The sequence below is a fragment of the Thioalkalivibrio sp. ALE16 genome (assembly GCF_000381305.1).
Lineage (GTDB): Bacteria > Pseudomonadota > Gammaproteobacteria > Ectothiorhodospirales > Ectothiorhodospiraceae > Thioalkalivibrio.
The window spans coordinates 161,260-183,597 of record NZ_KB906357.1 but is presented as its reverse complement, the minus strand read 5'-3'; the positions used below and the strand labels follow the sequence as shown (position 1 = coordinate 183,597).

The window sequence follows — 22,338 nt, the reverse complement described above, 5'->3', positions numbered from 1 at the left end:
CCCGGCCCCGGCACCGTCACCCCAACCGCAGCACCACCCAACCCCCGGACATCCCGGCCGCAGCGCAGCGAAGCGCCGGGATCCCCCCGCCGGATGTACCCCAGGCCCAGGGCCACCCCAACGCTCGAGATCCCGGATAACCGCTACGCGGTTTCCGGGATGACGCCACCGCCCCCCGCACCTCCCTACGGCGCGTCGTCCAGCCAGCGGCGCAGGCCGCCGCTGCGGCGGATCTGGCGCTGACTGGCCGCGGCCAGGGTGCCCGCGCGTGGCTCCAGCAGGCTGAGCCAGCGGCTGGCGCGGGTGATCGCGGTATAGACCAGCTCGCGGGTCAGGATGGGGCTGTCGGCCTCCGGCAGCACCAGCGCGACATGCTCGAACTCCGAGCCCTGCGCCTTATGCACGGTCAGCGCAAAGGCGGTCTCGACGGCCTCCAGCCGGTTGGGCAACACCCAGCGCACGCGACCCCCCGCCGCGAGAAAGGCGACGCGCAGCACCGGCGCCGCCGCCTCCGGACCCCCATGATCCCCGGTCGCCTCGGGCTCGCCCCGCGCCAGCCAGGCCGGAACGGCCAGGGCAATGCCGATATCGCCATTGATCAGCCCCAGCGCATAGTCGTTGCGGGTCACGATCACCGGTCGCCCCTCGAACCATGGCGCATGCCCCTCTGACCCGCCGCCACGGCCGGCCTCCATCTCCAGCAACCCGCGCGCCTGCAACGCCCCGGCAATGCGCCGATTGAGCCTTTCGAGCCCCCACGGCCCGCGCCGCACCGCGCACAGCAGCTGAAAGCGCCCGTGGGCCGCCAGCACGTCCCGCGCCCAGTCCTCCCAGGCGGCGCGCGGCGCCCCGGGGGCCGGCCGGGCCACGCGCAGGCCTTCCAGGTAGTCCGCATACCCGACCGCCTCGCCCTCGGGTGTGTCCGCGCGCCCCGCCACTGCCAGATCCACCAGAGCCGCATCCTCGGGGTGGGCGAGCACCCGCTGCCACACAGCATCGTCGCCCTGCGGCGACCCCGTGACCTCCCCCGCGTTCACGCCGGCGGCCAGGCGTCCGATCCCGCTGTCGGCGCCAAAGCGGTGACTCTGGCGCAGCATCACGATGTGCTGGTCCAGGGCCTGCCCGTGCGCATCCTGCATCGCCGCTGGCACGGCCTCGCCGGTCACCGCTTCCAGCCACTGCACGGAGTCCGGCGTGTAGTGCCCACCCCCGGCGCGGTGGCACAGCTCGCCCAGCACCGCGCCGGCCTCCACCGATGCCAACTGGTCGCGATCCCCGAGCAGGATCAGGCGCGCCGTGCGCGGCACCGCCTCGACCAGACTGGCCATCAGTTCCAGGTCGATCATCGACGCCTCGTCCACCACCAGCACGTCCACCGCCAGGGGATTGCGCGCACCGTGGCGGAAGTGCCGCGTATCCGGCCGCGCCCCCAGCAGGCGATGCACCGTGACCACCTCGGCCGGCAGGTTTCGCCGCAGCGCATCACCCTCCGGCAGCGCCTCCAGCCCCAGGCGGTCCAGCGCCCCGCTGACCGAGGCATTCAGACGCGCCGCGGCCTTTCCGGTCGGCGCCGCCAGCCGGATACGCAACGGGTCTTCCGGACCCTGCAAGCCCTGCAGCAGCGCGAGCAGCCGCAACACCGTGGTGGTCTTGCCGGTGCCCGGCCCGCCAGTGATCACGCTGAAACCGGAGCCGGCCGCCAGGGCACAGGCCAGGCGCTGCCAGTCCGGGGCGGCGCCGACCGCGGGCGCCCCGAACAGCCAGTTCAGCCACTCGCGCGCCGCGGCCGGATCCAGCGCGTCCTGCCAGGCCGCGCGATCGGCCACCCGCGCGCGGATCGCCTGCCCGATCCGGCGCTCGGCCTCCCAGTAGCGGCGCAGGTAGACCTGCGCGCCGGTATAGACCAGCGGCGTCGAGCCAACCGCATCCGGTCCGGCCAGTGCCGTCCCGTCCAGGGCCTGCGCGACCGCCGTCGCCGAAACGCCCTGCAGCACGGACGACGGCCGCGGCAGGGCCGGCGCGTTCGGTTCCCCCTCCGGCGGCAGGGCCAGCGTGGTATCCGGTTCCTGCAGCAGGGCGTCCAGCTCCAGGCACACATGGCCGCGCCCGACCTGATGGCTGGCCAGCGCCGCCAGCAACAGCGCCAGCGGCGGTGCGCCGGGATCCTGCTCGTGCAGAAAGCGCACCAGGGCCCGGTCCACGCCGCGCAACCACCCGGCCGCCTCCCACTCGCGCAGCAGCACCATCAGGGCCTGCACGGACCCCAGCGCCCCGGCATGCGATACCGCGTTCATGCCGCCCCCTCCCGGTCGACGCCGTGCGTCATCCAGCGATCCAGCTGCTCGATCAGCGCACGCGGCGGGCAGTGGTGGAACACCCCGTGGTCCGGCGCGTCCACGCCGCGCAGGAACAGGTAGACCCCGCCGCCCATGTGCTGGTCAAAGTCGTAGCCCGGCAGGCGGGCGCCCAGCTGGCGATGCAGTGCCAGCGTATAGAGCACCAGCTGCAGGTCGTAGCGATGCTCCAGCACCGCCGCGCGCAGGCGCTCGGCGGTGTAGGCCCGAGCCGAGGGCCCCAGCCAGTTGGACTTGTAGTCCGCCACGTAATAGCGCCCGGCGTGCTCGAACACCAGGTCGACGAAGCCCTTCAGCATCCCGTTCAGCGTCACGTCCCCTACCGGCGGGCGCCCCTCGCCCGGCAGGATCTGCGCCCGTACCGCCTGGTCCAGATCCGCCGCCTTGAGGCTTTGCGCCGGATACAGGAACTCCAGCTCTGGCTGATACGTGGTCAGCCCGCCCAGCGAGAACGTCCCGCCCTCCTCCAGCGGGAAGCCGGCCGTCAACAACTGCTGCATCCAGTCCGTGACCACCGCCGACCACTCGCCCCAGCCCCGGCGCTCGCAGCGAGTCGCCACCTCCTGTGCCAGACGTTCGGGCTGCGCGACCTGCGCGGCGAGTCCCTGTTCCGCCGCCCACTCCAGCAGCCCGTGCAGGAAGGTGCCCGGTCCCGGCCCGCGCGGGAAGGCGTGCAGCCCGCTGGCCGCGCGTGGCCCGGCCTCGGGCTCGAGTTCGGGGAACTCCACGGCCTCGCGACCCGCATCCGCGACGCCCTCGCGCAGCACATCCTCGCGCGCCGAATCGGGCGCGATCGGTGCCACCCCCTCGTCGTGCGCGGCAATCGCGCTGTAGCTGGCCACCCACCAGCGCTCGAAGCGCCGCGCCGGCGCTTGCCGGGCCGGCCCGGTGGTCGGGGCATTGGCGCCGGTCTGCACCGCAGCGTCGCGCACTTCCGGCAGCGGGCCCACCCGGATCGCCGGCTCGTCGCCCGCGGCGGTACGCAGTGCCGCCTCCAGCCCGCCGTCCGCCACGCCCTCGGGGCCGGCCAGCAGATACCCGGCTGCGGTCTGGTCGAAATGGTTGGTCTTGCTCCTTCCCGAGACAATCGGTGCAATCCCCAGCCAGCAGGCATGGCGCGCCCGGGTCATGCCCACGTACAACAGGCGCAGGTCCTCGGCCAGGCGTTCGCGCTCGGCCCGCTGGTACACCGCGTCATCCATGTGGAACACCCAGCGCGCCCCGCCCTGCGGCGGATGGTCGCGCCAGGGCACGTCCTTCTTCGCGTCCGTGGGCCGGAAATTGCAGGCGAACGGCAGGAACACCAGCGGATACTCCAGCCCCTTGGACTTGTGCAGCGTCACCACCTTGACCAGGTCCTCGTCACTCTCCAGGCGCAGGATCTGCTCCTCGCCGGTCTCGCCGTCGCCGTTCCGGTGCTCCATCACATGCCGGATCAGGGCCTGCTCGCCATCCAGCTCCGCGGCCGCCTGCTGCAGCAGCTCGCTCAGATGCAGCAGGTTGGTCAGCGCGCGCTCGCCCTCCGCCGTGGCACGCAACCGCCGGGGGACCTCGAAGTCGTGCAGCAACCGGCGCAGCATCGGCAACACCCCGCGCGTCTGCCACAGGCGGCGGTAGTCGCGGAACTGCTCGACCCGCGCCTCCCAGGCCAGCTCGTCCACCGTCAGCCGGTGCAGCTCGGCCAGCGACTGCCCCAGCGTCGCGGTCGCCAGCGCCGCGCGCAGCAACCGCTCGCTGGTGGGCTCGGCACAGGCGCGCAGCCAGCGCAGCAGGTCCCCCGCCTCATCGCTGGCATATACCGACTCGCGATCCGACAGGTACACGCTGCGCACGCCGCGTCGACGCAGCTCGGCGCGGATCGCGTCGGCCTCCGCGCGTCCGCGCACCAGCACCGCCATGTCGCGCGGCCGCACCCCGGTCAGGTCCGCGCCCTTGCGAAAGCCGCAGGTACCGGCCACACCCCCGTTCAGCAGCTCCACCATATGGCTGGCGCAGGCCTGCGCCATGCGCTCGCGGTAGGCGCCCTTGGGCACCGGCTCGCCGGGGTCATGGCACCACAGCGTGACCGCCGGGGCCGCCTCCCCGTGCTGCTCGAAGACCTCCGCGCGGCCATTGGCCGTAACCGGCACGAACGGCAGCGGGTTCTCCGCGCCAGTACGGAACAGAAACGCCCCGTCCGCCCAGCCCTCGGCATGTCCGAACAACCGGTTCACGCCATCCACCAGGGCCTCGGTGGAGCGGAAGTTGCGCTCCAGGGTGTAGTGACGACCGGCAGTGGCCGTACGCGCCGCCAGATAGGTATGGATATCCGCCCCGCGAAAGCCGTAGATCGACTGCTTGGGATCGCCGATCAGCAGCACGCCGAGGTCGCGCGGGTTCTCGTCGATGCGATAGACGCGCTGGAAGATCCGGTACTGCACCGGATCGGTGTCCTGGAACTCGTCGACCAGAGCCACCGGGAACTGCGTACGCAGGGTCGCGGCCAGGTGCTCGCCCCCCGGGCCGTCCAGGGCATCGCGCAGCCGGGTCAGCAAGTCGTGGAAGCCCATCTGCGCGCGCTGGCGCTGAACCTGACGAAAGCGCGCATCCACCTGGCGCGCCGCCGCCTGTAACAGGCGCTCGCGGTCATCCACGCAGACCTCGGCGTGATCGTCCAGTCCCGCAAAGGCCGGATGCAGATCCTCCGGCAGCGTCTGACCGCCTTTCAGCCGGTCCTGCATGCCGGCCGCACTGAAACGCAGCAGCGGGGAGTCGCCGGAGACGCCACCGGGCCGCAGCGCGCCCGGATCCTCGGCCCATTCGCGCATCGCACCCAGCAGCTTGTCCGGGTTGCTGTACTTGCCCGGCTGCAGGACCGGGCCGCGCAGCGCGTCAAACTGCTCCTTGATCGCCTCGAAATCCTCGCGCCAAGGGCGCTTCATCGCCTCCAGCCGCGCCAGCTTACCGTCCAGCGCGGCCTCCAGGCCCTCCGGGGTCTCCAGCCCCGCGTCCACCGCATCCGCGGGCAGATGTCCGACCAGCGGCCGGATCTTCTGCAACAGGGTCTCGGGATCGGGCCCGAAGGCATTGCGCAGCAGGGCCAGCGGCGCCGGCGGCTGCGGATAGACGAAGCGCCGCCAGTAATCACGCACCGCCTCGGCCAGCAACTCCTGCTGGTCACTCGCCAGGTCCTGGGTGAACAGGCTCCCGCTGTCGAAGGCGTGCTCGCGCAGCATGCGGTAGCACCAGCCGTGGATGGTGGACACCGCGGCCTCGTCCATCCATTCCGCCGCCAGCTCCAGCCGGCGTGCCGCGCCCGGCCGCTCCGCCTCGCTGTATTCGCCGCGCAGCTCCCTGTGGATGTCCTGCACGCCCGGCACCGCATCCGGATCCTCCGCGCGGAACACCCGCGCCGCGATTGCCAGGGTGTCGCGGATGCGGCTGCGCAGTTCCTGGGTCGCGGCATCGGTAAAGGTCATCACCAGGATCTGCGGCGGCGTCAGGGCGCTGGTGCCCTCGCGCAGCTCGCCGTGGCCCAGCACCAGGCGCAGATACAGCGCGGCGATGGTGTAGGTCTTGCCGGTGCCGGCGCTGGCCTCGATCAGGCGGCTGCCGTGCAGGGGCAACCCGAGCAGGTCCAGCTTGTGCGCGGTGGCGGTCATTCTGCGACCTCCGACTGGTTCACGACCACAAACACCGGTCGGTACACGCGGTCCCGCCAGAAGCCGAAATCGGGATCGGCCAGCAGGGTCTCGGGATCCGGCCAGGCCCGTGCCAGCGCGGGACTGCGCGACCACTCGCCAGGGCTGTAGTCGTTCCCCCGCAGGGTCTTCAACGCCTCGTCATACGGGTCCTTTTGCCCGTCCTCCGCCTCCAGCCAGGCAAAAGCGGCGGCGCAGGCCAGCGGCAGCGGGCGCTCCTGTCCGGCCGCCCAGGCCTCCAGCAGCGTGCCCAGCAGTTCCTCCGCCAGACCCGACTCCAGCCCAGGGAGGGTCAGGCGTGTGTCCAGCGCGACCAGTTCGGAACCCACATCCCCCGCGCCGGCGTTGGCGAGCAGATGCATCACCCACGGCGCCATCAGCTTGTCGTAGCGCCACTTCTTGCCGTTGGCAATACGGCTCGCCGTGTAATCCAGGCAGACCCGAACCCGACCCTCGCCATCGCCGCGTAGCGCGGGCGGCACCGCCTCCAGGCCCCAGTGCGCGTGTTCCAGGCGCAGCGGACGCCCCGCCTCCAGCCGTTCGGGATACAGCGCAAGGCGCTCGCCGATCCGCTCCAGCAGCCGCGCGGCCTCGTCCACCATCGCACCACGTTCCAGCTCGCCGGCCGCCCCCAGCGGCAGCCAGCCGGCGCGCTGCAGGCGTGCGGATTCGACCTGCAGGATCTCCGGCCAGGCGGCCGCATCAGCGGCGGATTCAAGCGCGGTCGCAACCAGATTCTGGCGCACCTGCCACTGCTCCAGCCCGCCCAGCCCGAACGGCTCCAGGTCGTCACCGGGGGCCTCTTCTTCGTCGAAGAACACCCCCAGGCGATAACGAAAGAACGCCTCCACCGGGAAGCGCAGAAAGCGCGCAAGGGCCTCCGGCGCCACCGCGCGCGGCTCGCGCTCGGCCTCCAGCAGCGGGATCGGCTCGCAGGCGCCCTCGGCCGGGGCCACATCCGCGGCGTGCACGGCCTCCCATTCCCGGGCATAGGTGAAGTGCCGCTCGTCATCGTCCGCCGGGAAGTTCACCGGCGAGAAGGGCTGGAGCGGGTGCCAGGTGGTCAGGTATTCCACCAGGGCCGGGCCGGCCTCGGGCCCGTCAACCCCGGCCAGTCCCCAGCCGGCGGCCAGGTGATCGCGCAACTGCCCGACCAGCACCGAGGGCGGGCGCGGCTCGTTGTCGCGCACATGCCGCCCCACCCAGCTCACATGCAACTGGCGCCGCGCGGAGAGCAGCGCCTCCAGGAACAGATAGCGGTCGTCCTCGCGCCGCGAGCGATCGCCCGGGCGGTAGTCCTGTGCCATCAGATCGAAGTCCATCGGGGTCGGGCTGCGCGGGTAGTCGCCGTCATTCATGCCCTGCAGGCAGACCACCTGGAACGGGATCGCCCGCATCGGCATCAGGGTGCAGAAGTTCACCGAACCCGCCAGAAAGCGCTGCCCCACGCCCGAATCGTCCTGACTGGCCAGCCACTGCTCGCGCACCACGGCCAGCGGCAGCGCCTCCTCCAGACCGGCGGCCGCACAGTCCTCGCGCCACTGCTCCAGGGCCTCGCCCAGACGCTCCAGGGTGAACAGTTCGGCGTCAGTCTCCGGCGCGAAGAACTGTTCCAGCAAGGCGGCAAGCCGCGCGGCCCAGTCGCCCGGGGCATGCGCCCGGCGCAGCCAGCCCCAGGCGTCTTCCAGCGCGGAGATCAGGGCCTCCAGCGGGCCCAGCAAGGCGGCGCTCAGCCCACCGATCTCGTCGTAGGGTTCCACCCCCTGCCACGGTCCCTGGTCGCCCAGGGCGTAGCCCAGCAGCATCCGCCGCAGGCCAAAGCGCCAGGTGTTCTGCTCCAGGCCCTCGGGCAGGCCCAGACCGGCGCGCTGCGCGGCATCCAGGCCCCAGCGCACCCCCGCGCCCGCGGCCCAGGCATGCAGCTGCGCCAGATCCTCCTCGGCGATGCCGAAGCGCCGCCGGACCGCCGGCACGTCCAGCAGGTCCAGCAGTTCGCTGACGCCCATCCGGCTCTCCGGCAGGGACAACAACTGCTCCAGCGCGATGAGCACCGGGTCGCGCCCGCGCGGCCCCTGATCCGACAGCGTGTACGGGATGAAACGCGGGTCGTCGGTCTCCGGCTGGCCAAACACCGCCTCGATGTGGGGGGCGTACTGGTCGATATCCGGCACCATCACGATCACGTCGCGCGGGCGCAGCGCGGGATCGTGCGCGAAGTGGTCCAGCAGCCGGTCGTGCAGCAGCTCGACCTCGCGCAGCGGGCTGTGCGCCACATGGAACTGGATGGAGCGGTCCGCGGCCGCAATCGCGGGCCAGGTCTCCCGCGTCTCGGCCAGCGGCCGCAGCGCGCGGATGTCCTCCTGCAACTGGTGCAGCAGGCAGTCCTCCGGCCCGCGCGTGCCGTGCGGCTCGAAGACATCCACCCGCTCCCAATCCAGTGTGCGCAGCACCCGGCCGTAATGTTCGGGGTCATCGTGCTCGTCCAGCAGCCCGATGTAGTCGCGCCCCTGCTTGCCCCAGGCGGCCAGCAGCGGATGCGCGTGGTTGTGCAGCTGGGCCTCGTCCAGGGCCTCCGGCATCCCCGCCTTGCGCGCCTGGCGCCGCCGGGTCGCGCGCAGCAGGTCCTTGTCGGCCACGATGTCGGCCCAGTAGTACTCGCAGGGGTTGTGCACGCAGACCAGCACCTGGCAGAAGCGCGCCAGCCCCTCCAGCGCCTCCAGGATCTGCCCCGGCAGCGAGGAGATCCCGAATACAATGACCCGCCGGGGCAGACCCTCGGGGCGGCGCTCCAGCGTACGCACCGTATCCAGATAGCGCGCGTGTACCGCGGAGCGGCTCACCCCCTCCTGCGCGACACCGATATCCGCCTGCAGCAGCCGCCACAGCTCCGCCTGCCAGCGCTGCCCCGGCGCCAGGTCGCGCGCCTGCCCGCGCGCGTAGCGCAGCACGTCGCGCCCGGCCGCCCAGTCGGTCAGCCAGTCCGCGCGATACACCTGGTACTGATCGAACAGGTCCGCCAGGCGCTCGGCGAGCTGGAAACGCTTGCGCAGGTCGCCGCCCTGGCCCGGGTCGTCGTCCTGCAGGAACTGTCCGAGCGGAGCGAAGGCCTCCTGCCCCAGGCACGCCGGCAGCAGGCGCATCAGCCGCCAGGTCAGCGGGCGCTTGGCATAGGGGGATTCCAGCGGCACGGCATCGGCCCCGAGCACCGCGCGGTAGGCCGACCACACGAAGCGCGACGGCAGCTGCATGTCCAGCGCGGCCGCGATCCCGCAGCCCGGCGGATCGACATCCGGCGGCGCCGCCAGGGCATGCCGCAGCCACTGCGCCATGCCATTGCTCTGCACCAGAATGGTCTCGTTCTCCAGCGGCGCCAGCGGCGCCCGCCGCATCCACTCCACCGCCAGCGTACGCTGCGACTCCAGGTGGTTGCCGTGCAGTACCACCATCCCTGGCTGTAACTCGCGCGACTCCCCCAACAGCGGCTCCTTGATCGGTTCCCGAACTCCCCGCGAGGCCTGTTAGCCGGGGGGCAATCCAGATGCGCCTACCCTACCACTCCCGGGCGACCCTCTCCGTCGCGCCAATCACCCCAATGTGCATCAACGGAGGCCGGGCGGTTGGGCCCGCTTTACGCGCGCGGCGCCGCCAGCAAGCTCTCGAACTCGGCCGCCGGCACTGGCCGGCTGGCGTAGTAGCCCTGGTAGTGATCGCAGCCCAGTTCGCGCAGCGCCGCGAGCTGCTCGGCCGTCTCCACGCCCTCCGCAAGCACGCTCAGTCCAAGGCCATGCCCCAGCCCGACGATGGAACGGGCAATGGACCGGTCGTCGGCGTTGCCCGCGTCCTCTTCTTCGGCCAGCCCGTCGACAAAGCTCTTGTCGATCTTCAGCGTATCGACCGGGAAGCGCTTGAGCTGGGCCATGGAGGAATAGCCGGTGCCGAAGTCGTCGATCGCGAAGTGGACCCCGCGCTCGCGCAGACGCTGCAGGATGCGGCGGGCACGGCTCGGATCCGCCATCAACGCCGACTCGGTGATTTCCAGCTCCAGCTGATCCGCCGGGAAGTCGAAGTCCTCCAGCAACTGCCCCACCTGCTGGTCGATGGGCACGCGCTGGAACTGCAGCGCCGAGACATTCACCGCCAGCCGCAGAGGCGGGTGCCCGGCGGCGCGCCACTGATGTCCCTGCTCGATCACCCGGCGCAGTACCCAGCCGCCCAGTTCGACGATCAGCCCGGTCTGCTCCGCCAGCGGGATGAAGCGCCCCGGCGAGATCGGGCCCAGCTCCGGGTCGGTCCAGCGCAGCAGCGCCTCCGCCCCCAGCAGGCGGCCGTCCGCGACGTTGTACTGCGGCTGGTAGTGCACCTCCAGCGCATCCTGCTCGATCGCCCGGCGCAGCCGCGCGGACAGGTCGATGCGCTCGCGCGCCGCGCGGGTGAACTCGTCCGAGTAGTAGCGATAGCTGCCGCGCCCGTCCATCTTGGCCTGTGACAGCGCGGTGCTGGCCTGCTGCAGGAGGGTATCGGCATCCGCCGCATGCTCCGGGAACACCGCGATGCCCACCGTGGCGGTGACCTCCATCTCCATCCCGTTCCCGAGATCACAGGGGTAGCTCACCTCGCGGATGATGTTCTCCGCGACCAGCGCGGCGTCGTCCACGTGGCCCAGGTTCTCCACCAGCACCGCGAACTCGTCGCTGGCCAGGCGCGCCACGGTGTCGGTCCCGCGGCGCCCCACCTGCAGCCGCTCGGCGACCAGGCGCAGCAGGCGATCCCCGGCCGCATGGCCCTGACTGTCGTTGATGTCCTTGAAGCGGTCGATGTCCACGAACAACAGCGCCAGATGCCCCTGACGCCGCCGCATCAGCGAGATGCCGTGCGTCAGGCGGGCGCGGAGTAGCCGGCGGTTGGGCAGCTCGGTCAGCGGGTCATGGTGGGCGAGGAAGTCGAGCTCCGCCTCGGAGGCCTTGATCCGCGAGATATCCGCGAACACCGACACGTAGTGCGTCAGCCGACCCTGGCTGTCATGCACCGCGGTGATGCTCTGCAGTTCGGGGAAGATCTCGCCGTTCTTGCGCCGGTTCCAGATCTCCCCCTGCCAGTGGCCGTTCACCTGCAGCTCGCGGAACAGGTTCGCGTAGAACGCCTGATCGTGGCGCCCGGACTGGAACATCTTCGGCGTGCGGCCGACCACTTCGTCCTGGGTATATCCCATCAACTGCGTGAAGGCGCGGTTCACCGACAGGATGTGCGCGGTGGCATCGGTGATCACCACCCCCTCGCGGGTGTTTTCGAACACCACCGACGCCAGGCGCTGACGCTCCTCCTGTTCGCGCCGTTCGGTGATGTCCTCGACCGTCGCGACGACGCGGTCCAGCGCACCCTCGGGCGTGCGGCTGCACTTGACGTCGATATCCGCGACCATCACCCGGCCATCGCGCCGCAGCAGGCGTTTCACGACACTGTAGCCGCTGCGTTCGCCGCGCCGCATCTCGGCGTCCAGTTCCGCCTCGCAGCCACGATCCTCGGGGGTCGCCAGCCGGTTCCAGTCCATCGCCGTCAGTTCGTCCGGGGCATAGCCCAGCATGTCCGCCAGACAGGCGTTCACGCGCTCCCAGCCCTCGCCACCCGGACCCGAGATCGCCATACCAACGAACGGCATGTCGAAGAAGATCCCCAGCATCCGGTCCTGGTCGGCATGGGCCCGCACCAGCGCCAGGTTGCGCCGCAGCCATTGCTGGCGCCACAGCAGCCCGCCGGCCGCCAGCACGACCAGCCAGACCAGCAGCGTGGCCCCGGCCGCCCAGACCGCCTGCTGGCGGGGTGCCAGCTGCACGCCATCGAGATCCCGCTTCAGCACCAGGTCCCAGCCGGCCGGCGCCAGGCCCTGCACACCCGCGAAGAAGCGGCTGTCCGCGTTGTCGAAACGCTCGATCACCACCGCGTCGCGCGGATGGTCCAGGATCCGCTCGCGTAGCCGCGGGAACGCAGCCGGAGCCGGGATGATCACCCCGCCGGCTGCGCTGATCCGGGCAATCGTGGCCCGCTGGTCGCCGCCCCGCACGACGATATGCGCCTGCGCATCCAGCCCGTTCCGGCTCTCCGTCAGCGTCAACAGCGGATGCAGGCTCTCGACCGTGGACGACAGCAGCACCAGCCCCACCACCGGATCATGCGGCCGCGCGCGATCCCGCACCGGCACCGCCCAGCTGATCCGCGGGCGTCCGTCCGGGTCGGCATGCAGGATGGGTTCGCTCGTCTCCGCGCTGCGCCGCACTTCGCGCAGTACGGCATCCATCTGCGATTCATCCAGCGCGCTGCGCCCCAGTTCGATCACCGGCTGGCGATTAGCATCCAGCAGGGCAACACCGTCGTAGTCATAGGCCCGGCGCATCAGCTCCAGGCGATCACGCACCTGCTCCAGCGCCAGCACCGAGCGCCGTTCCAGCGCCGTCACCGCGAACAGATTGAATCCGCGCGCCTCGGCCAGCACCACGGCGTCCCCGGTACGCTCCGCCAGCCAGCGATCAATCACGCCCCCCTTCAGGAACGCGGCGCGTTGCAGGTCCTCGCGGGCCTGCGTCTCGGCGGCCGCCACCTGCCACTGCCAGGCGCCCAGCCCCACCGCCGCGGTCGACCCGATCACCGCGGCCGCCAGGGCCAACCAGGGCCAGTAGCCGAAGCGCCCGAGTGCCTGACGGGACCCCGCCACCGGTGCCTCCGGGTTCGAGGCCGGCAGCCAGCGCATCGCCGCGTACAGCAATACGCCAGAGACCAGCACAAACCCGATGCCCTTGCCCAGGTTCGCGCGGGTCAATGCGTCGGGCACGTCCGCGCCGGCCCACCACGCCAGCGCCACATCGGACAGGGCAATCCACAACACCCCCACCACGACATAGCCCCCGGCGATCCAGCCGGCGGCGAAACGACGGGTCCTGCGGCGCGCGTCCGTCATCGAGCGCCCCCGCACGCCCATACGGCAGACGCAAAAAGGCGCCGTACCCCGTTTCCGGTCCGCACGGCGCCCCAAAGGCCGGGTTCAATGGTTGTCACGTCGTCAGTCGACACTGCCAAAGGCATTCGCACCCGCAAAGAGGTCTCTGTCCAAATCTGTTGTCACCGGCATACCGATGTACTACCCGGCCCGAACAGCATGGGACCCGCCGAAGCGGGCCCCTAGGGAGACGCTGACTTAATCGCACGTTCGCGCTCGAGTCGCTTTTGCGTGCGAACAAGGCGCGGTGACTGCGGTGCAGTCATTCTGCACAAAGGAGCCGCAACGCCGTTCCCGCGCGAAAGCGGCCGAGCCCCTGCTTTCAATCGCTTGTGGGGTTGGTGCCCCCTGTTCCCCGATCCTGCGTTGCGCCGCTTGCGGGTAGAACCACTACCCGCTACACGACGCGCCTTGTCTCGGAAAACAGGGGGCACCAACGCGGACGTGCGATTAAATCAGCGTCTCCCTCGTACCGGTTCTCGCCCGAGAACCGGGTCACAGTACCGGACTGTACCGGATTGCGTTACTCGGCGACGGTCCGCTCGATGATCGCCTCGATCTCCTCCGAGGACTTCTCCATCACCTCGGCGACACCCTCGGGCATCATCGGCAGGAAGCCCGGCACATTCATCCGCGAGATGAACACATCGCCCTGGCTGTCCTGATAGATACTCACGCGGCAGGGCATGAACGCGGACACCGGACGGAAGGCATCCTCCTCCAGGACCTGCGCGCTGTAGCGCCCGCTGCACACATCCAGGATCACCACCGGATCAATCGTGAAACCGCGCTCCGACAGCGTACCGGCCATGTTGTTGCGGTTCAGGATGCTCCACCCCGCCTCGGACGCCTCCTGTTCAAACGCGGCAAGCGTGGCCGGGAAGGAATGCGGGCTCGGGGTCACCTTTACCATGTCCGGGCGTTCGCCCCCATGACTGCCGGCCTGCACCGCACCGGCAAAGGCCAGCGCAAACAGCATCGCCAGAAGCGCGAGGAACCGCGCACCATGGCGCATGGTCATCACATTAGACTGCATCTTGATTTCTCCTTTCCCTACAAGCGGGAATCGTCGTGATGGTCCGCCTCTTCGTTACGTTGGAGACGTCACCTGCACAAACAGACTAGCGACAACGGCCTGGACCCGTATTGATGCAGGTCAACCAGACACGAATCAGACCCGTTCCAGACGGGTCCCACCGGCGCAGCGTCGCCGCAAACGCAAGGAGATCGACATGGAAGCCACACTGAAAAACGGAACGGTCACCCTGAAGATCGACAAGAAGGCCGCCAAGGACATCGCCGAGAACATCACCGAACTCGACGGCGAGATCAGCAACGGCGCGCGGGCCCTCGGCTCCGTACTGCAGGAAGGCGTCTACGAACTGGAAAACGAATTCCGCCAGCCCCCGCACGCCTTCGACGAGCACGCCCCCAAGCAGCCCTCCATCGAGGACTGACGCGCCCGCCACGGCCGCAACAAGCCAATCAAGAATACTAAGGAGCACGACATGCACCTGGAAAAAGCCGAGAACGGCGAACTCGTCATCACCATGCCCGAGGCCGAAGCCGCCGACGCCCTGGCCACGCTGAAAAAGCGCGCCGACGAACTCGACGAATGCGAGGACCTCACCGAGGCCCTGGAAAACGCCGGCGTCCAGCTCCCCGAACAACCCGACCACATCCGCCACGAATACATGCCCCCGGCGGACCACTAACCCCGCCCCACACTCTTGGGGCGGGCACGCCGTCACACCCCGGGGCGATGATTCGGGCCTATCCAGCACCCCATCGCTGAGAGACTCGGCTCCTACAATTCCAGGGCCACCACACGGCGTAGGAGCCCAGCCCCCTGGGCGATCCGACCTGCCCACACCCCAATCGCCGAGAGGCTCGGCTCCTACGCATCCCGAAACCACAGCCCCCGTAGGAGCGTGCTTGCACGCGAAGCCCCCGCCAAAGCCAGTCACGGAACACCTTCCGCAGCCCCCACCGGCTCACAAGCAAGAAGCCCAAATAAACCCATGCCCCATAAAGAGAAAGAGCCACCCCAGCATCCGTGCCCGGGCGGCTCTTTCAGGGGGCATCCCTGTCCCCGCGACAAAAACTAGCACACAAAGTAGAGGATTCCACCCCATCCACGAAAAAAACGCCCAACGGTCGTTTTCGACCCCTCAGCGGTAGCCCCACTCCCCACCATCGGACCAAATTCGAGCATTACCCGACACCGTCGCATATCCAGCATCCCGGCACCATGCTACAGCCCGCTACTCCCGGCTCCCCCAGATCCCGAATAACCGCAACGCCGTTTCCGCGACAACGCCCCCGATAAGCCCCCTGTAGGAGCGGCCTCGGCCGCGAAGCCCCCGCCAAAGCCCGAAAACCACCCGGTCAGGGCAAACACCAAACCACAACCCTTGCGCCTCTCCAGCCCGGCCCAGCGAAGATGCCGTAAGAACCCAGATCTCTCACGCCGGACCGCACCCGACGCCGGAGCCATTCCGGCGAAACCCCGGATAACCACAACGCGGTTCCCGAGATAACCATCGATGCACACAAATCAGCCCAGCAATGCCTGTGTCTCCGCGTCCAGCGCACTCCAGTGCTGGCGCAACCGCTCGGCCAGGTCCTCCGCCTCCAGCAGCATCACCGGCATCGGCAAGTCCGCTGCACGCTCCCGCGCCGCGGCCGAGAACCCGGCCAGGTTCACGTACATTCCCCGGTCACCGGCGCCGCGTCCGGTGGCAAAGCGCTCCAGTTCGACCAGCTCCGTCTCCACCGTCGAATCATTCGCCACACCCACCACCAGCCGCGGCACATAGTCACCCCCGCCACCGGCCGGAACCGTCACCCGCTCCAGCCACGGCCGGTTTTCATCCTCCGACGCCTCGACCACCACATACCCCATTCCGCGCAACAGCCCCTGCACCACCCGCATCCGCTCCGATGCCGCCAGTTGCTCCATCCGCTCAGCCCAGTCATCCATCACCATCTCCCGCATCCACCCCTCGACGCTAAGGGAAAACCCGCACAGAAACCAGATCCCCGCCCATCACACGCCAAACACTGAACCATTCCCCTGTAGGAGCGGCCTCGGCCGCGAAGCCCCCGCCAACGTTCGATAACCACCAACCCCACCTCTTCTATGCCCCGAAGCCCCATCACCCGGCACAGCACCCGCCTCCTGCGCCGATCGGCAGAACCTCGACCGTATCCCGGCAAGACTCGCCCCAGAACACACAATGGTGTACACTGTACGCTTGGGTGGTACAGACATAAGGACATTTCTCCACGTGCTCCATGCCATTGAATTCATTGAAACCCCAACGTTCACTCGGCAATTCCAGGCGATCGCTACAGATGATGACCTGAAAGAACTCCAGAACACGCTGATCGCCCAACCCGACAAAGGCGACCTGATCCAGGGAACAGGCGGCCTACGGAAAATCCGCATCGGGTTGGGCCAACAGGGAAAGCGTGGTGGCGGCCGCGTCATCGACTTTCTGGCGAGTGCGCAGATCATCTATCTGATTCTGGCCTATCCGAAGAACGTGAAAGACAACCTCACCGCCACCGAAAAAGTGGCCCTGAAAGCACTGACTTCACGGCTAAAAGAGGAAACTCCCCAATGAGCATCTACGACGAACTCCAGAGCTCACTACAGGAAGCCGTCGCCATCAAGCAGGGCAAGAAAGCACCCAGCCGCGTCACACGCCACGAAGTGGCGGACGTGAAGGCCATTCGCGCCCACTTGCACGTTTCGCAAGCCGAATTTGCCAAGGCCATGGGAACGAGCGTCGACACCATCAAGAGCTGGGAAGCCAAACGCCGCAACCCCACCGGACTTGCCGCAAAGGTCCTCGCCACCATCCAGGACAACCCCAGCTTTTACAGCGAAATCGCCGCGCACTGACCCGAGCGAAACGCAAAGAATCTTCGTATCCCCCGCAGGAGGCCAGCCCTCTGGCCGATGGGGCGTCGGGCTGGCGTGGGTGATCGGCCAGAGGGCTGGCCTCCTACATCGAATACCGCCCCCGGTGGGGGCGAGTCGCCCACGAAGCCCCCAACGCGCTACTACACACACCTGATCAATGCGCCGCCACCCAGTTCTCTACCTGCAGCCCGGATACGCGCTCGAATTCACGGCCATTATTCGTGACCAGCACGGCCCCAATGGCCCGAGCATGCGCTGCGATCAAAAGGCCGTTTGCACCAATCGGAGTCCCTACGCGCTCCAGCTCGGCACGGATGTCGCCGTAATGTTCGGCCGCTTCTTCCGGCCAGTCGCACACCCTCGCGAAAGCCAGAAAGCGCTCCAGTGCGGCCTCGCTGCGTTCCCTCTGATTCGACCGGCGAACCCCGTACCGCAATTCCACCAGAACGACAGCAGAAAGGCCCACCTCCCCCACTGGCACACCACTCAGGCGTGCGTGCACCTCGGGTGGTCGGCGTTTCATGATGTAGATGCAGATATTCGTATCCAGCATGTAGCGCATGGCTCACAACGCCTCGCGATCCTGCGCCACGCGATCCTCGATCGAATCGGGAAAGTCATCCGGCAGGGTCTCTCCAGACCCCTGGAAGTAATCATCCCAGGATCTCGGCTTGGCACGCAGGATCAACGCATCGCCACGCTTCTCGATAACCACTTCATCCGCATCGAACGCAAAACCCTTGGGCAGCCGAACTGCCTGGCTGCGTCCATTCCGGAACAAACTCGCCGTGCGCCGCTTCATCGCCAACCCCACATCCTTTGCATATGCCTAAAGCATATCCTCCACCCGCTCCCATTCCAAGGCCCCGCTGCCACCCCTGTAGGAGGCCAGCCACCTGGCCGATTGTATGTTGGACAGGCCCCATCGCCCAGGAGGCTGGCCTCCTACAACCAATGCTACCCCCCTGTGGGAGCGGCCTCGGCCGCGAAGCCCCCGCCAAAGCCCGAAAACCACCAAAGCGCGGAACCTAACCCCGAACCCGATCCCCGGAACCCTTCCCCGTAACCGTCAAAACCAAATACCGGAAATAGCCCGCCAGCGTCAGCGACCCAATCATCTTCGCATCCACCTCGGCCAGCCTCTCGGGGTCCGACATATCGATCCCGTTCACCTGCGCCAGCCCGGTAATGCCCGGGCGCACCGCAAACACCCCGCGCGCCTCGCGCGCCGCGATCAACTCCACCTGACTCACCAGACAGGGCCTCGGCCCCACCAGGCTCATCTCCCCCTTCAGCACGTTCCAAAGCTGCGGCAGCTCATCCAGCTTCGTCTTGCGCAGAAAGCCCCCCAGCCGCGTCACCGACGAAGACTCCGCCAGATGCGTCGCCACCGACGCCGTATCCGGCCGCATCGTCCGAAACTTCACCAGCACAAACGGCCGCTGATACCGCCCCACCCGCTCCTGCCGGAACAGCGGCGAACGCGACTCCATCCAGCCCAGCACCCACAACACCGCCATCACCGGCGCCGCCACCACCAGCCCCACCAACGCCAGCACCACATCCAGAATCCGAATCAAAACGCCTCCTAAATCCCAACCAACAACGCCCCGTAGGAGGCCGGCCCCCTGGCCGATTGGACGTTGGACAGGCCCCATCGGCCAGAGGCTGGCCTCCTACACCGAGCGCCGCCCCTGCGGGCCTGGCCTCAAAGAACCCGCTCCAGCGACTGAATACCCGCTTCCACCGAACGCCGAACGGCGTCATGGATGCCAGCCGGGAACCCCGCCGGCAATTCATGTTCCACCTGATCCAGTGCGGATGGGGCCTGCAGCACCACGGATGCCAGGACCTCGTGCACCATCGCCGCAGGCAGACGGGCCGAAGCGCCCGTCTCCAGAAAATGGCGACCCTGGATGCCATCCACCCGATAGTGGTTGCGCCGCCCCACAGCGAGCGCCAGCCGAACCTGCTTGCGCTCGACCTGTCGGCTGGCCACGCTGGGTAAAATCGTCAACACGTCATACAGCGGCGTGAGCCGGAACCCGCCGCCCGGTTGCAGGAACACGCTGAAATTCTTGGCGTGCCCATCCGTGGCGCCGATCAGCCAGAACAGGGTCTGCGCCTTCAACACTGTCGCCTGGTCCGCCCCCGGCGTATCACTGCCCCGCAACAGCCCCAGCACATCCACCAGCCCGGGGCCACCTTCGCTCTGATACTTGCGGCTCGGCGGCACGCCCAGTGCCTGGCAGCAGTCCTCCTGCGGCAAGCGCAGCAGCCGCCCATCGCGCGCCCAGTGTCGATCAAACCGCTCCACTACCAGCGCCCGGGCGCCCCCAAAGCGCCCGATCTCCGCACGCGCCACCGGCAAACCAAACGCCGCCAGCAATCGCAGGCAGTAAAACTCGTTCTCCACACTATCCGACAGATCCAGCCCGTTGGGTAACTGCCCAATAGCGGGCTTCAGGATATGCGTAGTCGGCGTCGAGCCATGCGGCTTGAGCCAGCGACCCTCATGCCACAGCAGTGCCGTCTTCTCCTGGGCACCGGCAATCGAAATGCGGAAAGCCTCGTCGCTACCCAGACCCAGCGGCGCCTGGGCCAAACCGCCAAGCAGCTCTTCGATGCCCCTTTCATCGACCGGCTCCCCCTGAATCCCTCCAGCGGGCCCGGACTCCTGCGCATCCGACAGCGAAAACTGCAAAGCCCCCACACAATCATGCCCGATCGCCGCCAGCAGGCTGTAGGCATCCGTCCCAGCGGCGCCCACACGTTGCGCCACACGCCGCCGCAGGACGTCCGCATCCGGCAACAAGTTCTCGAACACCGCGGCCACGGCCTCGCCGTGGTAGGCATCTTCCCGCAACGGAAGCGATAGCGAGACCGGCAGCGCATGCTCCCAGCCCAGCCAGCTAGCGTCATACCGAAACCGGATCGCCCCGGCCGCCGACTTCTCCAAAAACCCCACTAGGCGACTATTCAGCAAGACACGCAGCGGCGGATGGCGGCGCGTGCGCGGCATCAGAAAATTTCTTCAATGGACGCCGCCGACCGCGCACGGGGAGAAACCTGAAACTCCAGATCCAGCGCCGCCAGAACCGCAAGCAACGTCTCCAACCGGGTGGCCGGGTTTCCGTTCTCGATCAGGGAGATCGTCTCCTGACGCAATCCCGACTTCTCACCAAGCGCGGCCTGCGTAAGGCCCTGCTTTCGCCGGACCCGGCGCACAATCGTCCCAATCTGCTTAGGTGTTCGCGCAAGCAATGTCATAACGCCCGATTATGCGCCCAACCCGATAACCAATCAATATCGGAATCAACCCATAAACCAAGCACCCCGCCGCCCTCTGGCCGATCACCCACGCAAAACAACACCCCCCTGTAGGATGCCAGCCCCCTGGCCGATTGGATGTTGGACAGGCCCCATCGGCCGAGGCTGGCCTCCCACACCAAATCTCACCCCCTGTGGGAGCGGGCTCGCCCGCGAAGCCCCCGCCAAAGCCGGAAAACCACCAACCTACCCAACCAACGACACCACCGCCCGCCGCAACCCCTCATCCACACTCACCGGAGGCTCCCACCCCAGCGTCTCCCGCGTATCTGAAATATCCACCTGCAACGAATCCAGCAACCGCCGCGCCATCTCGCCGCGCCTCACCGCACGCGCCCCGGCCCGCAACAGCCCAGGCGGCACCGGCACCAACCGCGCCCGCCGCCCCATCGCCGCCGCCACCCGGCGCAACAGATCCGTGGTGGAAAGATCCTCCCCATCCCCCGCCAGGAACACCCGATTCGCCGCCGCCGGATGCTCCAGACACGTCACCAGCAGATCCACCAGGTTATCCAGCCCCACCAGCGAACGCCTGTTTCCCGTCACCGCCCCCAGCGGCAGCGGCACACCACGAGCCACCCATTCCATCAACTTGCCAAAGTTGCCCGGCGCATTCGGCCCGTAGACGAGCGGCGGCCGAACGATCACCACCTCCATCCCCGTCTCTCGGCTCAAATCCTCAAGCCCCTGCTCCGCCTCCCACTTGGATACGGCATAGTCATCCTCCGGAGCCGGCGGATCATCAAAACGCAAAGGGCGCTCACCCGAGCGCCCCAGCACACCAATCGAACTCAGAAAAACAAACCGCCGCACCCCAGCCTGCGCCGCCTGCCGCGCCAGCTCCAGCGTCCCGTCGACATTGCACCTGCGAAACTCGGTCAAAGGATCATCAGCCGCCTCATCCAGCACATGCGCCCGGGCCGCCGCGTGGACCACCGCACTCACCCCGTGCAGCGCCTCACTCCAATCCGCGCCCGCTTCCAACGAAGGCGTAACAACCCATTCCGCGCCACGCGACAACGCCCCACCCCGCCGCGAGCCGGCGCGCGCCTCCCAGCGACCGTCCCGCTCCAGGCGATCCACCAGCGCCGATCCGACAAAGCCGCTCGCACCGGTGACAAGCACGCGCCCCGTCATCCCTCAACACCCGTCATTGCGAGGGCCCGAGGGGCCCGTGGCAATCTAAATCCACGCCCCCATCGACGGGATGCAACCACCCCAGCCGCCGCGCCACTCTCGGAAGATGATTCCGCACCGCCGCCCGCCCCGTCTGATGCGCCAGACAGTACGCTGATCGCATCACCGACAACCCTTCCAGCTCACGGTAGACCCGCCAGGTGTACCCCGCCGTCGTCAACTTGTTGGATGAAACGGACCCGGAGCGAACCGTATACCGAACCAGCGGCTCATTCAGCCCCTGCGCAAACTCCACCTGCTTCAACAGCCAAAGCCACAGTCCGTAATCCTGCCTCCGGTCGATAAGCGGCATCTCCACCTTCCCGAAGAACCCGGTGTCGTACATCACCGTAGAACAGCCAATGTAGTTGGTCTTCAGGAGCTCTCCATAACCAACACGCTCCGGCACCCCGGCCGCGGACAGCCGCCTCCCCTGCTCGTCCACACGCTCCATCGCCGTAAAGCTGAACACCGCCCCGCGCTCCATCAACTGCACCTGCCGCGCCAGCTTCTCCGGCGCCCAGACATCGTCGCTGTCCAGAAACGCGATATACCGCCCGCGCGCCTCGCGAATGCCCGCATTGCGCGCCACCGCCGGCCCGCCATTGCGCTCCAGCCGCAACACCCGAATGCGCGCATCCTCCGCCGCCAGCGCCTCCACCCGCGCCACCGAGTCATCCGTGGAAGCATCGTCCACCACCACCAGCTCCCAATCCGCCAGCCACTGCCCCTGAACCGAACGCACGCCTTCAACCACCCGATCCGCCGCGTTGTGCAGTGGCATCACCACAGAAACCCTCGGCGTGGACGAATCCGAACGGGTCACAAGCCCACCCTCGACCGGATCACACCCCATCACAGTGCTCCCCGTGGCTCTGC

At 68.3% G+C, this 22,338-nt stretch carries 17 protein-coding genes; 4 read left to right on the top strand and 13 right to left on the bottom strand.

Annotated features, from left to right (window positions below; all coding sequences use genetic code 11):
• Positions 1-185: 185 nt before the first annotated feature.
• From recD to F627_RS0105305, 5 genes are all read right to left on the bottom strand, one after another.
• Positions 186-2,294, bottom strand: coding sequence for an exodeoxyribonuclease V subunit alpha (recD, locus tag F627_RS0105325; RefSeq protein WP_019583488.1), 2,109 nt, complete (start codon positions 2,292-2,294; stop codon positions 186-188).
• Positions 2,291-5,995: an exodeoxyribonuclease V subunit beta gene (gene recB, locus F627_RS0105320; protein WP_019583487.1), complete on the bottom strand. Its 3,705-nt coding sequence runs from the start codon at positions 5,993-5,995 to the stop codon at positions 2,291-2,293. Before recB ends, recD begins: the two co-directional genes overlap by 4 nt.
• Complete coding sequence (gene recC, locus F627_RS0105315; RefSeq protein ID WP_019583486.1) at positions 5,992-9,480, bottom strand: exodeoxyribonuclease V subunit gamma; 3,489 nt, start codon at positions 9,478-9,480, stop codon at positions 5,992-5,994. The genes recB and recC overlap by 4 nt, the downstream gene beginning before the upstream one ends.
• 182 nt (positions 9,481-9,662) lie before the next feature.
• A complete protein-coding gene (locus F627_RS0105310; protein ID WP_019583485.1) occupies positions 9,663-13,004 on the bottom strand; it encodes a bifunctional diguanylate cyclase/phosphodiesterase in 3,342 nt (1,113 codons plus the stop codon).
• Positions 13,005-13,545: 541 nt separating this feature from the next.
• Positions 13,546-14,043 (bottom strand): DUF302 domain-containing protein, encoded by a 498-nt coding sequence (locus F627_RS0105305; protein WP_019583484.1) that lies wholly within the window; start codon positions 14,041-14,043, stop codon positions 13,546-13,548.
• Positions 14,044-14,254: 211 nt separating this feature from the next.
• Here F627_RS0105305 and F627_RS0105300 point away from each other — a divergent pair, with 211 nt between their 5' ends.
• Both F627_RS0105300 and F627_RS0105295 read left to right on the top strand, forming a co-directional pair.
• Entirely contained in the window at positions 14,255-14,479 is a 225-nt protein-coding gene (locus F627_RS0105300; protein ID WP_018867105.1) for a hypothetical protein, read from the top strand.
• A 51-nt stretch (positions 14,480-14,530) separates the two neighbouring features.
• Positions 14,531-14,737 (top strand): hypothetical protein, encoded by a 207-nt coding sequence (locus tag F627_RS0105295; RefSeq protein WP_018867106.1) that lies wholly within the window; start codon positions 14,531-14,533, stop codon positions 14,735-14,737.
• Positions 14,738-15,579: 842 nt separating this feature from the next.
• On the opposite strand, the gene F627_RS0105290 is transcribed toward F627_RS0105295, so the two are convergent.
• Complete coding sequence (locus F627_RS0105290) at positions 15,580-16,005, bottom strand: restriction endonuclease (protein ID WP_026332036.1); 426 nt, start codon at positions 16,003-16,005, stop codon at positions 15,580-15,582.
• Positions 16,006-16,312: 307 nt separating this feature from the next.
• Between F627_RS0105290 and F627_RS0105285 the strand changes: the two genes are divergently transcribed.
• Positions 16,313-16,651 carry a type II toxin-antitoxin system RelE/ParE family toxin gene (locus F627_RS0105285; protein WP_018867108.1) on the top strand — a complete coding sequence of 113 codons (339 nt, stop codon included), beginning with the start codon at positions 16,313-16,315 and terminating at the stop codon, positions 16,649-16,651.
• Positions 16,648-16,932 (top strand): NadS family protein, encoded by a 285-nt coding sequence (nadS, locus tag F627_RS0105280; RefSeq protein ID WP_018867109.1) that lies wholly within the window; start codon positions 16,648-16,650, stop codon positions 16,930-16,932. Before F627_RS0105285 ends, nadS begins: the two co-directional genes overlap by 4 nt.
• Before the next feature lie 175 nt (positions 16,933-17,107).
• Here nadS and F627_RS0105275 read toward each other — a convergent pair whose 3' ends face one another.
• The 7 genes from F627_RS0105275 to F627_RS0105245 form a co-directional block, all read right to left on the bottom strand.
• The gene (locus F627_RS0105275) at positions 17,108-17,515 is read right to left on the bottom strand and encodes a type II toxin-antitoxin system VapC family toxin (RefSeq protein ID WP_019583482.1); all 408 of its coding nucleotides are present in this window, start codon (positions 17,513-17,515) and stop codon (positions 17,108-17,110) included.
• A gap of 3 nt (positions 17,516-17,518) precedes the next feature.
• Positions 17,519-17,755, bottom strand: coding sequence for an AbrB/MazE/SpoVT family DNA-binding domain-containing protein (locus F627_RS0105270; protein WP_018867111.1), 237 nt, complete (start codon positions 17,753-17,755; stop codon positions 17,519-17,521).
• Between the two features lie 226 nt (positions 17,756-17,981).
• Complete coding sequence (locus F627_RS0105265) at positions 17,982-18,533, bottom strand: sugar transferase (RefSeq protein WP_018875684.1); 552 nt, start codon at positions 18,531-18,533, stop codon at positions 17,982-17,984.
• Between the two features lie 128 nt (positions 18,534-18,661).
• Positions 18,662-19,975, bottom strand: a complete 1,314-nt coding sequence (locus F627_RS0105260; RefSeq protein ID WP_019583481.1) for a type II toxin-antitoxin system HipA family toxin — start codon at positions 19,973-19,975, stop codon at positions 18,662-18,664.
• Complete coding sequence (locus tag F627_RS0105255) at positions 19,975-20,223, bottom strand: helix-turn-helix domain-containing protein (protein ID WP_019583480.1); 249 nt, start codon at positions 20,221-20,223, stop codon at positions 19,975-19,977. Before F627_RS0105255 ends, F627_RS0105260 begins: the two co-directional genes overlap by 1 nt.
• A 246-nt stretch (positions 20,224-20,469) precedes the next feature.
• Entirely contained in the window at positions 20,470-21,420 is a 951-nt protein-coding gene (locus F627_RS0105250) for an NAD-dependent epimerase/dehydratase family protein (protein WP_019583479.1), read from the bottom strand.
• A gap of 13 nt (positions 21,421-21,433) precedes the next feature.
• Complete coding sequence (locus tag F627_RS0105245) at positions 21,434-22,315, bottom strand: glycosyltransferase (RefSeq protein ID WP_019583478.1); 882 nt, start codon at positions 22,313-22,315, stop codon at positions 21,434-21,436.
• Positions 22,316-22,338: the final 23 nt, after the last annotated feature.

Bases quoted from the DNA above. Each gene is read 5' to 3' on its own strand.
- F627_RS0105275 (WP_019583482.1), bottom strand. From the start codon at position 17,515: ATGCGCTACATGCTGGATACGAATATCTGCATCTACATCATGAAACGC.
- F627_RS0105250 (WP_019583479.1), bottom strand. From the start codon at position 21,420: ATGACGGGGCGCGTGCTTGTCACCGGTGCGAGCGGCTTTGTCGGATCG.
- nadS (WP_018867109.1), top strand. From the start codon at position 16,648: ATGAGCATCTACGACGAACTCCAGAGCTCACTACAGGAAGCCGTCGCC.
- recD (WP_019583488.1), bottom strand. From the start codon at position 2,294: ATGAACGCGGTATCGCATGCCGGGGCGCTGGGGTCCGTGCAGGCCCTG.
- F627_RS0105290 (WP_026332036.1), bottom strand. From the start codon at position 16,005: ATGGATGACTGGGCTGAGCGGATGGAGCAACTGGCGGCATCGGAGCGG.
- F627_RS0105245 (WP_019583478.1), bottom strand. From the start codon at position 22,315: ATGGGGTGTGATCCGGTCGAGGGTGGGCTTGTGACCCGTTCGGATTCG.
- F627_RS0105305 (WP_019583484.1), bottom strand. From the start codon at position 14,043: ATGACCATGCGCCATGGTGCGCGGTTCCTCGCGCTTCTGGCGATGCTG.
- F627_RS0105270 (WP_018867111.1), bottom strand. From the start codon at position 17,755: ATGAAGCGGCGCACGGCGAGTTTGTTCCGGAATGGACGCAGCCAGGCA.
- F627_RS0105310 (WP_019583485.1), bottom strand. From the start codon at position 13,004: ATGGGCGTGCGGGGGCGCTCGATGACGGACGCGCGCCGCAGGACCCGT.
- recB (WP_019583487.1), bottom strand. From the start codon at position 5,995: ATGACCGCCACCGCGCACAAGCTGGACCTGCTCGGGTTGCCCCTGCAC.
- F627_RS0105295 (WP_018867106.1), top strand. From the start codon at position 14,531: ATGCACCTGGAAAAAGCCGAGAACGGCGAACTCGTCATCACCATGCCC.
- F627_RS0105300 (WP_018867105.1), top strand. From the start codon at position 14,255: ATGGAAGCCACACTGAAAAACGGAACGGTCACCCTGAAGATCGACAAG.
- F627_RS0105260 (WP_019583481.1), bottom strand. From the start codon at position 19,975: ATGCCGCGCACGCGCCGCCATCCGCCGCTGCGTGTCTTGCTGAATAGT.
- recC (WP_019583486.1), bottom strand. From the start codon at position 9,480: ATGGTGGTACTGCACGGCAACCACCTGGAGTCGCAGCGTACGCTGGCG.
- F627_RS0105255 (WP_019583480.1), bottom strand. From the start codon at position 20,223: ATGACATTGCTTGCGCGAACACCTAAGCAGATTGGGACGATTGTGCGC.